This window comes from Marinomonas sp., from assembly GCF_039940335.1.
Lineage (GTDB): Bacteria > Pseudomonadota > Gammaproteobacteria > Pseudomonadales > Marinomonadaceae > Marinomonas.
Window position 1 is genome coordinate 487,412 of sequence record NZ_JBDVGW010000005.1, and the last position, 16,186, is coordinate 503,597.

At 41.8% G+C, this 16,186-nt stretch carries 10 protein-coding genes; 6 read left to right on the forward strand and 4 right to left on the reverse strand.

The genetic code is table 11. From position 1 onward, the window contains the following. Window positions 1-172 precede the first annotated feature (172 nt). Complete coding sequence (locus ABJF92_RS04360; protein WP_446814619.1) at window positions 173-1,486, reverse strand: ATP-binding protein; 1,314 nt, start codon at window positions 1,484-1,486, stop codon at window positions 173-175. Window positions 1,487-1,760: 274 nt separating this feature from the next. On the opposite strand from ABJF92_RS04360, the gene ABJF92_RS04365 reads away from it, so the two are divergent. From ABJF92_RS04365 to ABJF92_RS04375, 3 genes are all read left to right on the forward strand, one after another. Then, a complete protein-coding gene (locus ABJF92_RS04365; RefSeq protein WP_446814620.1) occupies window positions 1,761-2,924 on the forward strand; it encodes a DNA cytosine methyltransferase in 1,164 nt (387 codons plus the stop codon). A 307-nt stretch (window positions 2,925-3,231) separates the two neighbouring features. Continuing rightward, on the forward strand, window positions 3,232-6,204 hold the full coding sequence (locus tag ABJF92_RS04370; RefSeq protein ID WP_446814621.1) for an ATP-binding protein: 2,973 nt from the start codon (window positions 3,232-3,234) through the stop codon (window positions 6,202-6,204). A gap of 5 nt (window positions 6,205-6,209) precedes the next feature. Then, entirely contained in the window at window positions 6,210-7,838 is a 1,629-nt protein-coding gene (locus ABJF92_RS04375; protein WP_446814622.1) for a response regulator receiver domain, read from the forward strand. Window positions 7,839-8,158: 320 nt separating this feature from the next. Here the strand turns inward: ABJF92_RS04375 and ABJF92_RS04380 are convergent, their stop codons facing one another. Beyond that, a complete protein-coding gene (locus tag ABJF92_RS04380; protein ID WP_446814623.1) occupies window positions 8,159-9,025 on the reverse strand; it encodes a YicC/YloC family endoribonuclease in 867 nt (288 codons plus the stop codon). Window positions 9,026-9,174: 149 nt separating this feature from the next. Between ABJF92_RS04380 and rph the strand changes: the two genes are divergently transcribed. From rph to ABJF92_RS04395, 3 genes are all read left to right on the forward strand, one after another. After that, window positions 9,175-9,894, forward strand: coding sequence for a ribonuclease PH (rph, locus tag ABJF92_RS04385; RefSeq protein WP_446814624.1), 720 nt, complete (start codon window positions 9,175-9,177; stop codon window positions 9,892-9,894). Window positions 9,895-10,163: 269 nt separating this feature from the next. Then, window positions 10,164-12,581 carry a putative bifunctional diguanylate cyclase/phosphodiesterase gene (locus ABJF92_RS04390; RefSeq protein WP_446814625.1) on the forward strand — a complete coding sequence of 806 codons (2,418 nt, stop codon included), beginning with the start codon at window positions 10,164-10,166 and terminating at the stop codon, window positions 12,579-12,581. Between the two features lie 114 nt (window positions 12,582-12,695). After that, window positions 12,696-13,211: a hypothetical protein gene (locus tag ABJF92_RS04395; RefSeq protein WP_446814626.1), complete on the forward strand. Its 516-nt coding sequence runs from the start codon at window positions 12,696-12,698 to the stop codon at window positions 13,209-13,211. Window positions 13,212-13,291: 80 nt separating this feature from the next. On the opposite strand, the gene ushA is transcribed toward ABJF92_RS04395, so the two are convergent. Further along, on the reverse strand, window positions 13,292-14,899 hold the full coding sequence (ushA, locus tag ABJF92_RS04400) for a bifunctional UDP-sugar hydrolase/5'-nucleotidase UshA (protein ID WP_446814627.1): 1,608 nt from the start codon (window positions 14,897-14,899) through the stop codon (window positions 13,292-13,294). Between the two features lie 251 nt (window positions 14,900-15,150). Beyond that, complete coding sequence (locus ABJF92_RS04405; protein WP_446814628.1) at window positions 15,151-16,185, reverse strand: HD domain-containing phosphohydrolase; 1,035 nt, start codon at window positions 16,183-16,185, stop codon at window positions 15,151-15,153. Window position 16,186: the final 1 nt, after the last annotated feature.

The following is a 16,186-nucleotide window of genomic DNA, read 5'->3' on the forward strand; positions in this document are numbered from 1 at the left end:
CTCACTTAGCCTGAAATGGACATTATGGTGTCCATTTTAATAGAAATAAGCTCAATATGGATGCTATGGTATCCAAGAGAGATAAGGCTGAGTGTCGAATATCAGGCATCAAGTCTACAAATTGTTATCCCTAAGGTAACTTTGTGTAGACCTCGGGGCTAAGCACGCGCCTTTACCATCTCTGAGGTAAATACTGCGTGAAATACAAAGGCATCACGATATAGGTTTGTTCTAACGCTGAAGAGCCCTGTGTACCCGTTAACTTAAAGGTTTTACTTGGTGCGCACTTTTCAACGTAGGATGCCAACGATTTTGCTCTTGTACGTTTACCACTTTTGACTTCCACAGGGACGATATCGCCTCCATCGGTTGCCAAAATAAATTCGATTTCGGCGCGGGCGTCATTCCATGAATAGCTTGGGTCAACGCCAATGGCAGTGAGCTCTTGTTGCACAAAGTTTTCAGCCACATAACCTTTGTATTCATAGTTTTGTTGCTTAATTTCTTTATAACTGCTGCCGAGCATATGATTAAGCAGGCCCACATCAAACAGAAACAGTTTCACCATATTTTCTTTTTTATAGGCCGCCAACGGAGATTTCGGCAATCCTTCAATAGGGTAGTTTGGCAAAGCTAAGCGGCAGCAGTTCAGCCAATGGATTGCGGTTTCAAAATCGCTATAACGAGATTTACGCTCATGCACATGCTTAAATTTAAAGCGTTTAACCGACTCATCGCTGACAAGTGATAACTGGGCTGGAATGCTATTAAATACCGATTCAATCAGTGTGGCGTCGACCTTGCCCGCGTACTTACCAAAATCGCGGCGATAACCTTCAACTAAATCGGCATGAATTTTTGTGACTTTTTCAACACGCTCTAGAATGCTTGAATCCTTATACTGATACCAAGCAGAAACGGCTTCCGGCATACCACCGGTAAAAAAATAGTCGGTTAGTTTATCCATCAATTTAGTATGCACCGCTGGTGTGCTTGCTTGACTATCAAATGCTTTGATCAGTGCTTGCTCGTTGGATGCGTAAATAAATTCTTGGAAGGTCAGTGGTCGTAAATTGTATTGTTCTACCTTGCCAACAGGAAAGGTGTTGAGCAAACCAATGTTAGAACCGCTGGCTGCGACAAAATAGGACGGTGCTTTTTCGGAAAAATACTTAAGCGAAGTAACGGCTCGTTCGCATTCGCCAATTTCATCTAATATCAGCAAGTCGGTTTCTGGATTGAACGCTTGGTTGGTTAACAACTCAATGTTCATTACTAGCTCGTCAGGTGACAATGAGCCATCGAACGCTTCTTTGTAAGCTGGGTTTTCAAGAAAGTCGATGCGTAGAACGTTAGCAAAGGTATTTCCAAACAATTCCTGTAACAGATACGTTTTACCTGTTTGTCTTGCGCCATCGATCAATAATGGCTTGCGCACAGGTTGATTTTTCCATGCTATTAGGGCGTTGAGTAAGTTACGCTGCATTGTCATTTCCCGCCAATTAAGACTATTAACCGCCTGTAGTATAACTCAATCTGCATTTATACGCGCATAAAAGTGAGAGAGTTTACATTTTTATGCGCATTAAAATGTAATTTTCCTTGGCGTAGTTATAAACCTAACAGCAGACTGCAAAATACGGACTAACCGAATTAGGTAAAAGAGTACTTATTGACGATGATGTGATAAATGTTATTAAGTTGTGATAGTAAGCCGACCTTACGTATAATTGCGATATTTTTAAACTTGCGAATTTACGATGGCACGAAAATTAACGGCAATAGATTTATTTTCAGGAGCAGGTGGCTTTTCACTTGCTGCACATAACGTCGGTATTGATGTACTTGCTGCCATTGAGTTTGATCAAAATGCTGCTGAAACTTATCAAAAGAACCTAGTTGAACGACTCGGTGCTCCAACTCAAGTATTTGCTCAAGATATAACGAAAGTCGATATCGATTCGATTATGCGTTACCAAGGTATTAAAACTGGCCATTTAGATATTCTGTTAGGTGGGCCTCCATGCCAAGGCTTTTCATCTCACCGCATTAAAGACTCAGGTAAAAACGATCCAAGAAACGCTTTACTCATTCGTTATTTTGATTTTGTAGAGCTCTTTAAACCTAAAGTGTTTTTAGTCGAAAATGTTCCCGGCTTATTATGGCCTCGCCATGAAAAATACCTTAATGACTTCCTCAACCTTTCTAAAAAACATGATTATAAGGTTATTACTGGCGCGCCATTGATTTTAAATGCTCGAGATTATGGTGTTCCTCAGAATCGCAGACGTGCTTTCATTTTTGCTGTCCGGAATGACATTATAGAAAACGACATTGAATGGCCGCCGAAGCCGACACATTACAAATTAGGCAGTTCTCAATGGTTAACGTCTTCATCTGTTTTTGAAAAACCGAATGACTCTACACTTAATAAGTTCAAACGTCGCTTAGAAGAAAAGTTTGGCTATTCTAAAGAAGAGTCAGATAAAACAATGATATCTTTAGAGTGGGGTGAAAGTATAGACTCAAAAGATCCATGTAACTTAAATATGGTTCATACCGCAGCATTGACACAAGTTTTTGAAAACACGCCATTATTAGGTGGCAGAGACGAATCTGGTAGAGAGCTAAACTGCCATAAGGACTACAAGGGCCATAAAGATGTATATGGTCGTATATTCCCACACCAGCCTTCGAACACGATCACGACAGGATGTAACAACCCTTCTAAAGGCCGTTTTGTGCACCCTTGGTTACCACATGGAATAACGTTACGTCATGCTGCTCGCTTACAAACCTTTCCAGATGATTACATTTTTACAGGTGGATCAATGGCGATGGCGAAACAGATAGGTAATGCAGTACCTATTAAACTAGGGGAAGCCCTCTTATCAGAAATTACTAAGTTGTTAGCAACTTCATAAACCCACTACTTTCTTTGATTGTAAGGTAGAGGTATTTTTAAAGGATTATATTCGGAAAGATGAGCAATGGCATCACCAGTCACGTTTCAAACAAGAGCAAGAACCATAGACCATCTAGGGCGTGAGCAAATAGCAGACTGTCCAACCGCAATATCTGAATCTTGGGACTTATGGCCAAAGCATGTTGGGTTGCTATCTACCCGAAGGGGATTAAGGTATCCACGAAAAGGCGATTAAAGAGCAAATAGGTAATACAGTCTCACCGGAATATTCAAGGAGAGTCGCTCTAGCGATTATAGAGAACAGCATGGCAAACTTTAAAACACGAGCAAGAGCATTAGATTTATTAGGTAGGCAGCAAATTGCGGGTATACCAACAGCAATAAATGAGTTACTTAAAAACGCTCACGATGCATATGCCGATAATGTCGATATTGATTATTTCAGAATAAATGATCTTTTTGTGTTGAGAGATGATGGCGTAGGTATGTCAAAAGAGGACTTTGAAACTCGCTGGCTTACACTTGGCACTGAATCCAAAGTGATACACAGAAAATCAAGTCCACCGCCAACCGATCCATCTAAACCCAAGCGGGTTGCTATGGGAGAAAAAGGCATAGGACGATTAGCTATTGCTTCAATCGGTAAACAAGTATTAATAGTTACCAAGTCTAAGAATCAAGAAAAAGTCACAGCAGCCCTAATAAATTGGCAAATTTTTGAACTGCCTGGTCTAAATTTAGAAGATATTGTTATTCCAATAAGAACTCTTGCAGAGTTGCCTAGCAAATTAACAATAGATTCAATGAAGGAGGAATTGATACAGTCTTTGGATAAGCTGTTAGCACAAGACGATATCACTGATGCAGAATATATGAATATAGGGTCAACAATAACAGCGTTTAACGCTGTCCCATCTGACCTACATCATAAACTGAACCGCAGTAATGACCTTAAGGGTTACCAGTCTAGTGGAACCTATTTTTTTGTGTCTCCTGTAGATGAAACACTGAAATTTGATTTAGATGGTTCATCTGTTGGTAAAGAAGCCACCAAAATAGAAAAAATGCTCATGGGTTTTCACAATACAATGACCCCTGACCACCCTCAACCAATTTTAGATATCGTTTTTAGAGATTACAGGGTAAGTGACGGCACTTACGTCGATGTTATAGACAAAGAACAATTCTTCACAGTTGATGACTTCGAAGTTGCTGATCACCACTTTAAAGGCCATTTCGATGAATTCGGTCAGTTCAAGGGTACTATTAAGGTTTACCAAGAAAAAACATATGAACATATAGTAAATTGGACCGGTAACAACTTTAATAAAACTAGCTGTGGTCCATTTGAAATAAATCTAGCTTATGTTCAAGGCAAAAAGAATCAGACTATCTTGAATAACGAGGATTTTGCGAGGATCAGTGCGAAAGCGGATAAATTTGGAGGCCTATATGTATACAAGGATAATATACGTATCCTTCCGTACGGTAATTCCGATGTTGATTATTTAGACGTTGAAAAAAGAAGATCGAAGCATGCTGGTTCTGCATTTTTTTCTTATCGTAGAATGTTCGGTGTCATCAATCTTAAGCAGGAAGATAATTTTAAACTTAAAGAAAAAGCTGGGAGAGAAGGTTTCATTGAAGATTTAGCGTACCGCCAATTCAGAAATATACTTGTAAATTTTCTCACTCAACTGGCAACAGACTTTTTCCGAGAAGATACAAATGCAAGTCCTAAAGCGGAAGTTTGGGCCAACAAAAGAGCAGAAATAGAGGCGTCACATAAAGCCTTAGAAAAGCAGAATAAGAGGGCTAGAGCGAAAAAGGAGCGATTTGAAAAAGCCTTAAATAAATTTTTCTCTGATAACCAAGCAGGTCTTATTGAACAAGAAGTTGGAGCTATTTTTACAGAAGCTGCTCAAGGGTTTAATACTATATATTCTATTAAAGATCATGATCTGGCTAGTCAAAAGATAATAGATACTGAATCAGAAACCAGACAAAAGCTTAATGATTACAGGAAGTCTATTATTATTCCAACACCAAGAGGTTTCCTTGTGAGAGGCGAACTAAAATCAGACTATGAAGCTTACCTCAGTGAATTTTATTTATTAGAAGAGAATTTATTCTCTAAAACAATTAAAAAAATTGATGAACTAGTTGATGAAACAGTTAAGAAGTTACAAATATCTATCAGTAAAAGAAAGCGTTTAGAAAAATCTGTTGATTTTATCTCGCAAGAAGCAAAAGCAATCAATGCGCTTAAGAAGAATACAGCCACAGAGTCAGCCAATGAGATAACAAAAAGAGTAAAAGAGCTAACTACAGAGCTGATGGTAGACCTAGACGACCAAATTAGACAAGTAAAAGATAGATTTAAGACTATATCAATTGATAATGAAGCTGATATTGATTTAGTTACAAAACGAAAAGAGTTATCGGATGAAATAACCTCAGTAAGTGAAAGAAATACAAATATATTAGATACCATAATTAGGCAGCTAGAAGGTATCTATTGGGAAAAAGATGAAGATAATAACTATATAACAAACGAGCAAATAACGAGTGCTTTAGGCGAAGAATTAGAAGAGCTTAAAGAAAAAATTCATACGGATGTAGAATTAAGTCAACTAGGCTTAGCTGTAAGTATTATTCATCATGAGTTTAACAGCACAGTTAGATCTGTTCGCTCTAGCTTGAAAGATTTAAAGGCCTGGTCTGATGTAAATCAAGACTTAGAAGGTGTTTACAAGAATATAAAAATCAATTTCGAGCACCTCGATGGATACTTGAATTTGTTCACGCCATTAAACAGAAGACTGTCACGCAAATCCGAGAACATAAAACTACTCGAAATAAAAACTTTCCTAAAAGACTTATTTGGCAGTAGATTTGCGCGACATGAAATCGCTTTTAATCATACAAACGGCTTTGCAAAAGGCAGCATAAATGGCTACCGCTCTTCTTTTTATCCAGTGTTTGTTAACTTGATTGACAATGCTATCCATTGGTTAAATGAAAGTGGTATTTCTAATAAAACTATTAGACTCCACGCTGAAGATGATGGGTCAGTATATGTTTCAAACAATGGGTTAGAAATCCCTCAACAAGACAAAAATAAAATTTTCCAATTAGGATTCAGTCGAAAAGAAAATGGAAGAGGTATGGGCCTGCATATAAGTAATGAAGTTTTAGAAACTGCGGGTTACAAGTTGCTATTAGTTGAGCCAAGAAAGAATGCCACAGTAACGTTTAAAATAGCTAAAATGGACTAAGAATAATGAGTTTCAGGGATAAATCTAACGAAATTGCAAATGAATTTCTACAGACAGTAGTATTTCTTGACGACAAAGCGTATGACACAACGGATCAAGCTGATATAAATCATGACTTTGATGTAAAGTCAGTAGTTAAATCATTCGCTCGAAACAAGAAAGTTTGTTCAGTTTTTCAACCAGAAGTTGAAAATGATATAAGCCTCTTTACAGAAATAGCTCAAAAAGCGGATGTAGTTGTTCTTGATTGGCGTATTATTATTAATCTGGACAATAGTAATGAGCTCGATGATGAAGATGACGCAGAAGTTGATGACCCGAATGGTCATTACACAAAGCAAATAATAAACAAATTATTAGAATCTAAGAGCAGCCAAAATAGTTTAAAGTTAATAGTTGTTTACACTGGAAATACTGAGCTACTGGAAATAGCAGCGAGTATATCAGCAAGCTTGATGCACGCTGGCATTAGTGGGTTTTCGATTAATCAAGATGACCAATGCTGCGTTAACTCTCATAGTTGCAAAATATTAGTTCGAGCTAAGTCAAATGGAGGTCATAATCGTGGACAGCATGCCCCAGAGCTAAGAGAAAAGTCAGTTACTTACGAAGAACTTCCTGAACTCATTAACTCTGAATTCGCAGAAATGACCAACGGCTTGTTATCGAACTTTGCTTTAAAAGCTTTGACTGCTATAAGAGAGAATAGTTTTCAAATTATAAATGTCTTCTCAAAAAATCTTGATTACGCATATCTGGCAAATCAGTCTCTATTAATTAACAACCATGACGCCAATGAATTATTAGTTGACCTCATAGGCGATACATTTGTATCAATATTACGTGCTAATGAAGCCAATAGCTTACTTAATACAGAGCTTATTAACACATGGTTAGAAGACAACTTACAAGCTCAAGAGCAACCTAAAAGGTCTAATGCGGGTCAATTTGAAGATTCAACTTTCGCAGTACCTGTAGATAAAGCTCTAGATTTATTAAGTTCATGTAATGATGTTCAAGAAAAATTTGTTAGTGCTTTAGCGGGTTTAGAAAACTTGTCTAAAAAGAATGTTGAGAAAAACTACAAAAACTACGCTTTCGAAATTTTCTCTGACTCTCAAGGAAATGGCTCACACCAAGAGTATGCAAAACTGTGTCAACACAAAAACTTAATTCACAGCGAAGGATATATTCCTTTTCTTAGTCTAGGTACAGTCGTAAAAAGCACCCATGATGGTAAGTATTTCGTTTGTATCCAACAGCGTTGTGATTCTGTGAGAATTGCGAATGGTGATATACGAAGGTTCCTGTTCATCTCTTTGGATTTAGTTGGGAATAACAAACCATTTGATTTCATTACACCAAGTGGTGAAAATCTGTACTTAAATCGCAAAACCTATGATTTAAAAACAATTAAGTTTTTAGCATCTGATGATGGTTCGGTAAGAGCAGAAAGAGATCAAGACAACCTTATATTCAAACAACTTCATCAAATGGAGGATAGAATAGAAAGTTTTGAATATTTATTTGAGCTAAAAGAGCTCTATGCCCAAAGAATCGTAGATGATTACAGTTCTGGCTTATCTCGTGTTGGCTTAGATGAGCCAGAGTTGGTGAGGTTGAGTAAAAGATAAAATCTATTATTTTAAGATAAATTTGGTCGGAGCGACATTAATCCTGTTTCTTTATATCCTCTCTTAAAACTGTGAGTTAGATCAAATGTCGGTCTATAGTGAGCCCATATTTAGACCAATGGGTATTAAAGCATTTCCCATAAAGAAAGCGGCGTTAATTGGCATTTTTCAGACCCCAGATAGCGAAAAACCCCGATGCACTCACCGAGGTTTAGACGCCGATCGAGCACTCCCAATCCATTTGATGTGATTATAGTTAAAGGTATATTAATACATCAAGGTATACCGCAAGGCTTTTGAGACAAATCTCTTAATCGAAATCACTCAATATTCTGTATCTGTTCTCTCATTTGTTCGATCAATACCTTCAATTCCACAGCGCTTTGGGTGGTTTCCACGACGATGGATTTAGACGATAAGGTATTGGCCTCGCGGTTGAGTTCCTGCATGAGGAAGTCGAGGCGACGGCCAATTGGGCCTTTTTGTTTAAGCTGACGGCGCACTTCTTTAGTGTGGGTGGCGAGTCGGTCTAGCTCTTCGGCCACGTCGGCTTTTTGTGCCAGCACAACAATTTCCGCTTCCACTCGCATAGGGTCGAGTTCTACTTTAGCGGCTTCCAATTTGTCGATGAGGTTTTGCTTTTGTGCGGCGATGATCTCCGGCAGTTTGGCTTGCACGTCTACAACAATGGCATCAATAGCGTCTAGGCGCTGCTCTATGATGGTCACGAGCTGTTCGCCTTCTCTTAAGCGCATATCGATCAGCTCATCAACGCTCTTTTGGAAGAGTTCTTTGACGGCGTTTTTCATGATCTCCGCGTCTGTGCCTGTGTCGCTTAAGATGCCTGGCCATTTTAAAATATCTAATGGATTGGCAGGGTTCAGGTCTTTGAACCAAATACCCAGTGAGTCGATGGCTTTGGCTAACGCTTGGGCGTTGTCAGCATTGATGTTTAGGCTGGTGGCGGCTTTGTCGACGGCTTGGAAACGCAGCTGGCATTCTAATTTGCCACGATTAAGCTTTTTGCGCAGCACATCACGAAAGGCAAATTCCAATTCACGGAAGTTATCGGGCAAGCGAAAGTTTGGCTCTAAATAACGCTGGTTGACTGAGCGGACTTCCCAGCTAATGGTGCCCCAGTCGTAAGTGGCTTCTTGGCGGGAAAACGCGGTCATGCTTGCGGTCATTTTGATTACCTTATAGAAAACGATGGAATGGGCTTAGTGTATCTTAAGCGCAATTTGTTCGACAGTTTCCGGCGATATGGTGGCGCATTTTTATGTGGGTTCGTTATAATTGCGCCTTTATGACGGTTAATTAATCAGAGAGTATGAATATGCGCCCAAGCGGAAGAGCGGTAGACGAGTTACGTCCCCTTAAAATCACCCGTAATTTTACCAAGCACGCAGAAGGTTCGGTGTTAATAGAATGCGGCGATACGAAAGTGATTTGCACCGCGACAGTGGTAAACGGTGTGCCGCGCTTTTTGAAAGGTAAGGGCCAAGGCTGGATTACCGCAGAATATGGTATGTTGCCACGCTCCACAGGTAACAGAATGGATCGTGAAGCCGCACGCGGCAAGCAGGGTGGCCGTACGGTAGAAATTCAACGATTGATTGGCCGTTCTTTGCGCGCTGCGGTTGATTTAAAGAAACTTGGTGAAAACACCATCACTATCGACTGTGATGTTATTCAAGCGGATGGCGGCACCCGTACCGCGTCGATTACGGGTGGTTTTGTGGCGCTAGCCGATGCTATGCGTGTTTTGGTTGAGAAAAAAAGAGTTAAGCAAAACCCAATTGTGTCGCAAATTGCAGCGATCTCGGTTGGCGTATACAAAGGTACGCCAGTGTTGGACCTTGATTACCCTGAAGATTCCAATGCCGAAACAGACATGAATGTGATCATGAATGACAAAGGTGGCTTTATCGAAATTCAAGGTACGGCGGAAGGTGAAGCATTTAGTGATGAACACATGATGGGCATGCTTGCTGTGGCACGTAAAGGTATTAGTGAAATTATCGACGCCCAAAGAAACTCATTGTTCGACAAATAATCTTGGCGCTTTTTTTGCTTTTAAAAAATCTAACTTCGGTTAGATTTTTTTTTGCCCGCTGTTTATGGTTTTTTAATATTATTATTGTTTAAGGCTTGAGCAGTTCGAATATTTCAGTCATATTTATTGGAACTCATTGTTTTTAAAATATTTTTAATAATAGTTAGCATATAAATACAGCGTTAAAGGGTGACGATCGAAGCTTAAACAAGAAACTATGGAGTTCTCATGAGGAGGCTTATGCCACGCTTTTTTAGGTTAGGAGAGATATGTTAACACTACGTAAGCGTCTTTCTTATAAGCAGGCTAAATGGGCGCTGGTCTTGTTGCTGATACTCAGTATCTTGCTGAGTGCCTATCAAGTGTATTCCGACTGGCAAGCCGAAAAGCACAACATTGCCAACCAAGTTCGAGCGACGTTAGACGTTATTGAATACCCCATTGTCGAAGCGGCCTATGCACTGGACGAAGTTGAGACTCAGAAGCTATTAACAGGCTTGATACGCTCGGCTTATTTCCATGAAGCCAAAGTCGTTGATGATTACGGTATTGAGATTGCCAGCGCTTATCACCCGACTGAAAAACTTCCCTTTCATTGGCTCATTAATTCCGTCTTTACGGGGTTAGAGCACACCTATCACTTACCTTTATATCATGATCCTGCTATCTGGGTAGGCACGTTAACCGTACAACTGGATGCCGATAAGGTGGTGGGGCGCTTTATTGGTCGCAATCTTCAGTTGGTGGCCACAGTACTATCAGCCATTGTGATACTCGGTGCGGGATTGCTAACGCTGTTTTATTTTTTATCCTCACGACCACTGAATCGATTAATTGATCAATTGAGCTATCTAGAAGACGATGTAAACGACCCAGAACAAGTGCGTTTTGCCCATACTTCCCGCGAAGACGAACTGGGTATTTTGTCTCGTAATATCACTGCGCTTTGGCATAAGCGTAAAAGAGTCGAAGGCCAGCTGGCTAAGAGTGAGGCCTACTTCAAGGCGGTTTTGCATCAATCCAGCGAGTGTATGTTGTTGGCCGATTTACAAGGGCAGATATTGGACTGTAACAGTGAAACCTGCCGATTATTAGGCTATGACGCTGAAGCCTTGCAGCAATTAACCATAGATCAAGTCGATGCCGAGCAAACGCCTCAATGGCTAACGAAATGGGCGACAGAATCTCCCGATACCGCGAAAACTTTTGAAACCGAATATATGCGCTCTGATCAGCAGTGTTTTCCAGTGGAAGTGCGGGGCAACATTATTATGCTAGAAGGTGAAGCGCATTTTTTGGCTTCGTTTCGTGATATTACCCAGCGTAAGAAAGATCAGGAGCAGGTGCAGTTCCTGGCCTATTATGACGCCTTAACCAGTTTACCGAACCGTAGATTGCTGAACGAAAATCTAGAAAAGGCACTTGAAGAAGCCCTGCAACAGGGACATGTGGGCGCCTTATTATTTATCGATCTAGACCGCTTCAAAGCCATTAACGATTCCATGGGACACCACACGGGTGATGCCCTATTAGTGGAAGTGGCTAAGCGCATTACCACTGAGCTAAAAGAACATGACACCGTGGCGCGTATCGGTGGAGACGAGTTTGTTATCTTGTTGCCACAATTAGGCTCGAATATAGAAGAAGCGGAACAAAAGGGCGCCAGGCTGGCGAGTATTTTATTAAACATGCTGTCTCAGGCTTTTTATCTGAACCAAGCTGAGCTGTTTATTTCTGCCAGTATAGGGGTCAGCTTGTTTCCTGCCGAACAGCAAGATGACCTGCCGATCTTACAACAAGCCGATACGGCCATGTACGAAGCCAAAGACAATGGTCGCAATGGCTATCGCTTTTATCGACCTGAAATGCAGCAACAGCTTGCGCAGCGGCTAATGATGGAAAAAGCTCTGCATCAGGCCATGAAGGAGGATGAGTTCTACCTCTTGTATCAGCCTCAAGTGGATGAGCAGGGTAATATTATTGGCGCAGAAGCCTTATTGCGTTGGCACAATGATGCCTTAGGTAATGTTTCCCCTTATGAGTTTATTCCGATCGCGGAAGAAATTGGGTTGATTGATGAGTTAGGGCGTTGGGTGCTGGATACCGCTTGTGTTCAGCTCAAGCAGTGGCAAGATCAAGGGCTACCAGCCACCTTTGTGAGCATGGCGGTAAATATCAGTCCCTATCAGTTTTCTAAGGAAGGCTTTGTGCAAGATGTGTTACAGGTAATTGAAGAGCATCAGATCGTTCCTTCCTTGTTAGATCTAGAAATTACCGAGGGAATGCTGGTGGAAAACATTGCCTCAGTGGCAGAAAAGATGTGCCAGCTAAAAGAGCGTGGCGTTCGCTTTTCCATTGATGATTTTGGGACGGGTTATTCCTCACTGCGCTACTTACAACATTTCCCCCTTACTCGCCTGAAAATCGATCAGTCATTTGTACGAGATATTTCCGCCGATCCGAGTAGCCATGTGATCATCAATACTATTATTTCGATGGCCAATCACATGAAGTTCTCTGTGTTAGCAGAAGGCGTAGAAACCCTAGAAGAGCGAGATATTTTAGCCTCCATTGGCTGTCATCGTTATCAAGGCTATTACTTTTCACGGCCCGTGACCGCGGACATCATTGCCGACTATCTGTTTAAGCAAACTTGCCTACCCGCACTCCCTAGCACAACGTCTTAGAATACCCCGTAATTTGGTTGTAAATGTCAGCTATTGTGCGCGTTTTTGCGCCTTACATATTGGTTTATATTTGCGATCATCAAACAACCTAACAATAAAAATAAGGGGAATTATGTGAATAAACGAATTGGACTGACCGCGCTGGCGATGTGCCTAGCCTATGGCGCACAAGCGAACGAGTTAGAAGGGCGGTGGGTGCTGCAAAATGTCGACAATACTCAAGCGCAGCTCGATGAGGCGGTTGAAAAAGTCGCCAAAGAAATGAACTTCTTTATCCGTGCCTTGGCGCGGCCGGTGTTAAAAAAGCAAACTCAAATTTGTCAGCAGTGGCAGCTGAAATTTCCAGCGGACGATTTCACTTGGCAATGTGATGATGCCGATCCAGAACGCATGCCTGTAGCAGCCAAAGGTGAGGTTGTGAAGGTAGACGAAGAGGATGTTGAGATTAGTGGTACCTTCCAACAAACCAGTGACAAGATAGTCACGGTCTTGGAATCTGAACGAGGCAAGCGAACGGACACATGGGAAAAACTCGGGACAAATGAGCTGCTTTATACCGCTAAGCTGGAGTCGGAAAAGCTGCCAACGCCTTTAACTTGGAGTCTAACCTATAAGAAAGTGCGTCCCTAATCGAGTAACTAAGACCCTAAAAAACGAAACCCCCAATAGTCAAAATGACTATTGGGGGTTTTATTGGTTGGCGCTAAAGATTAACGCTTAACTGCGCCTTTAGGAGCGAATTTCGCTACATCTAGAGGAGAATTGTTTTGGATGTAGTCAACCAATACATCGGCATCTACATAGCCTGAGTTCACGTAGTTAGGGTGATCCGTTACTTTAGGGTAACCGTCTCCACCTGTTGCTACATAGCTGTTAATGGCTACGCGGTAACTACGGTTCGCATCAAGCGCCTGACCATTAACCATGATATTGCTTGCTTGGCCATCTACCAAGGTGAAGGCGACACCGTCGAACTGAGCAAAAGCACCGGTACCGGCTTCTTTGGAGCCCACAGCAGTAAGGTAAGATGTCAGCTCATCAGCGCTTAAATCTACATAAGAAACGGCGTTAGCAAAAGGCTGAACCTGTAGTACGCTCTTGTAGGTAACAATGCCTTTTGGCATATCATCACGGATACCACCAGAGTTCATTACGCCGATGTCGGCATTTACTTTCTCTTTCATAGCCGCCGCAATTAAGTTACCTAAGTTCGTTTCTTGGAAACGTACCACGCTACGCTCACCGACTAGGTCATCACTTGCGTAACCGATTTCAATGTTTAGCTCGGCTTGGCCTTTCTCTTGGAAAGGTGTCAGCATCGCAAGCATTTCAGGATTTTGCTCGATCTCTTCTTCAATGAAGACTCGTACTGATTTACCTTCTGCGTCTTTCACCTTTTTCTTAAGGTTAACAGGGATAAGCTTGTACTCGGAGCTGATGATTTCGCCGTTTTTGATGACCATGTCTAAACGACCTACGTATTTACCCCATTCGTGGGCTTGTAGGATAAGTGTGCCGTTCTGCTCATCAGGTTCTGTTAGAGGGATCTGAGAGTGACCACCAACAATCACATCAATGCCAGGCACAGTGCGGGCTAGGGTTACATCACCAGGAGCGTTACCACCGTGCTGACCGTTGTCGTAGTGACCCATGTGAGTGGCTGCGATAACAATGTCGGCTTTTTTGCTTACTTTAGGGATTAAAGTTTTTGCGACTTCGATAGGGGATTCAATTTTGATGCCTTCTAAATATTCTGGATTACCCAGCTTCGCCGTGTCATCCGTCGTGAAACCTACAACAGCCACTTTTAGGTCAGCAACTTGGAAGATGTGGTAAGCATCGAATAACGGCTTGCCAGTTTCTTCGTCAAGAATGTTAGCTGATAGGAAAGGGAAACCGGCCCATTCTTGCTGTTGCTTAAGAACTTCTAGTGAGTTGTCGAATTCGTGGTTACCCAGCGCCATGGCATCGTATTTCAACATGTTCATGCCGCGGAAATCCGGCTCAGCATCTTGTAGGTCAGACTCTGGTACACCCGTGTTAATGTCACCACCAGATAGTAGAAGAGAGTTACCGCCTTCTAATGCAACTTCCTCTCGGATGTTATCGATCAGCGTTTTACGAGCTGCCATACCGTATTCACCGTTACGGTTTTGCCAGAAGCGACCGTGGTGATCATTGGTGTGTAGGATAGTTACTTTGTATTCTTTGTCTGCTTCCCAGTCTGGTTGGCTAGTACCCATCATCGAGCAGCCTGTAACAGCAATGGCTACCCCTGTTAAGGCAAGATGAGTCATAAATCTTTTACTGGATTTCATGTGTTTTTCCTTGCTTATGTCGATGTTTATTAAGTTAGTGTCAGCATTTGTGTGGATTATTTTATGGGCACTGTAGAGCCACAGGTGCATTTTATTATTCTTTGTAACCTATGAATGTATCTTATAATTGTGGCAAGTTCGAGGCCAAAACGTTAAAAAATTGACCTAATGTGCAAGATTGTGAGAATTATTTACACTTTTGCTCTTTGTCGACAGCGTATGAAGAGTGGGGTGGTAGGAAATGTGTGGGTCTACTCTATTATTTCGTCTTGCCATTTGGCTTTAACGAGCAGGATGTCACTTAAGCAGTCTTCAAAGACCGTCACTAAGTCTGGGTCAAAGTGTTTGCCAGATTGCTCTTTCATTAGGTTAACGGCCTCTTCGACGGTCCAAGCTCTTTTATAAGGGCGTTCACTGGTGAGTGCATCAAACACATCGGCGATGGCAACAATACGTCCTTCAATGGGAATCTCAGTACCTTTTAAACCATTCGGGTAGCCTGAACCATCCCATTTTTCATGGTGAGTAATCGCTATGATACGCGCTAACTTGAGCAAAGAAGAGGAGTGCTGACCAATGATTTCTGCGCCCATGCTGGCGTGTTGTCGCATGACCGCCCATTCTTCATCCGTGAGTTTACCGGGCTTTAGCAAGATGGCATCAGGGATACCTATCTTACCCACATCATGCATAGGTGCGGCGTGTAATAACTCTTCTGCCGCGCGCTCTGAGAAGCCAATGGCTTTTGCCATGATTTTCGAATAGTGGCTCATGCGAATAACATGCTGCCCTGTTTCGTTGTCTTTGTATTCCGCTGCACGGCCTAAAGTTTGTACGAGTTCTAATCGGGATTGGTGAATGGCATCGAGGCGGTTGGTATTAAGGTGGACTCGTACTCGGGCTTTAACCACAGAAGGGTTAACGGGTTTGGTAATATAGTCCACTGCACCCGCATCAAGACCATCAGTTTCGTTGGCGCCGTCACTTAATGCGGTCACAAAAATAATCGGGATATGGGCGAGTAGTTTTTCGCTTTTCAATTCTGCACAGACTTCAAGGCCACTCATTTCAGGCATCATGATGTCGAGCAGAATTAGTTCTGGCGGCTCGGCATGCACAAGTTGTATGGCTTTTTTTCCGTTGGTTGCAAACGCAAGGCGGTAGTCTTGTTCAAGTATTCTCTTTAGTACATGAAGGTTGGTGGGTTCGTCGTCAACAATCAGCACTAGGGGCTTTTCGTCACGGTTAAATGGTTTCATGGACTGAGGAGTGGTTGCGTAGGACATA

Bases quoted from the DNA above. Each gene is read 5' to 3' on its own strand.
- rph (WP_446814624.1), top strand. From the start codon at position 9,175: ATGCGCCCAAGCGGAAGAGCGGTAGACGAGTTACGTCCCCTTAAAATC.
- ushA (WP_446814627.1), bottom strand. From the start codon at position 14,899: ATGAAATCCAGTAAAAGATTTATGACTCATCTTGCCTTAACAGGGGTA.
- ABJF92_RS04360 (WP_446814619.1), bottom strand. From the start codon at position 1,486: ATGCAGCGTAACTTACTCAACGCCCTAATAGCATGGAAAAATCAACCT.
- ABJF92_RS04370 (WP_446814621.1), top strand. From the start codon at position 3,232: ATGGCAAACTTTAAAACACGAGCAAGAGCATTAGATTTATTAGGTAGG.
- ABJF92_RS04390 (WP_446814625.1), top strand. From the start codon at position 10,164: ATGTTAACACTACGTAAGCGTCTTTCTTATAAGCAGGCTAAATGGGCG.
- ABJF92_RS04365 (WP_446814620.1), top strand. From the start codon at position 1,761: ATGGCACGAAAATTAACGGCAATAGATTTATTTTCAGGAGCAGGTGGC.
- ABJF92_RS04405 (WP_446814628.1), bottom strand. From the start codon at position 16,185: ATGTCCTACGCAACCACTCCTCAGTCCATGAAACCATTTAACCGTGAC.
- ABJF92_RS04380 (WP_446814623.1), bottom strand. From the start codon at position 9,025: ATGACCGCAAGCATGACCGCGTTTTCCCGCCAAGAAGCCACTTACGAC.
- ABJF92_RS04375 (WP_446814622.1), top strand. From the start codon at position 6,210: ATGAGTTTCAGGGATAAATCTAACGAAATTGCAAATGAATTTCTACAG.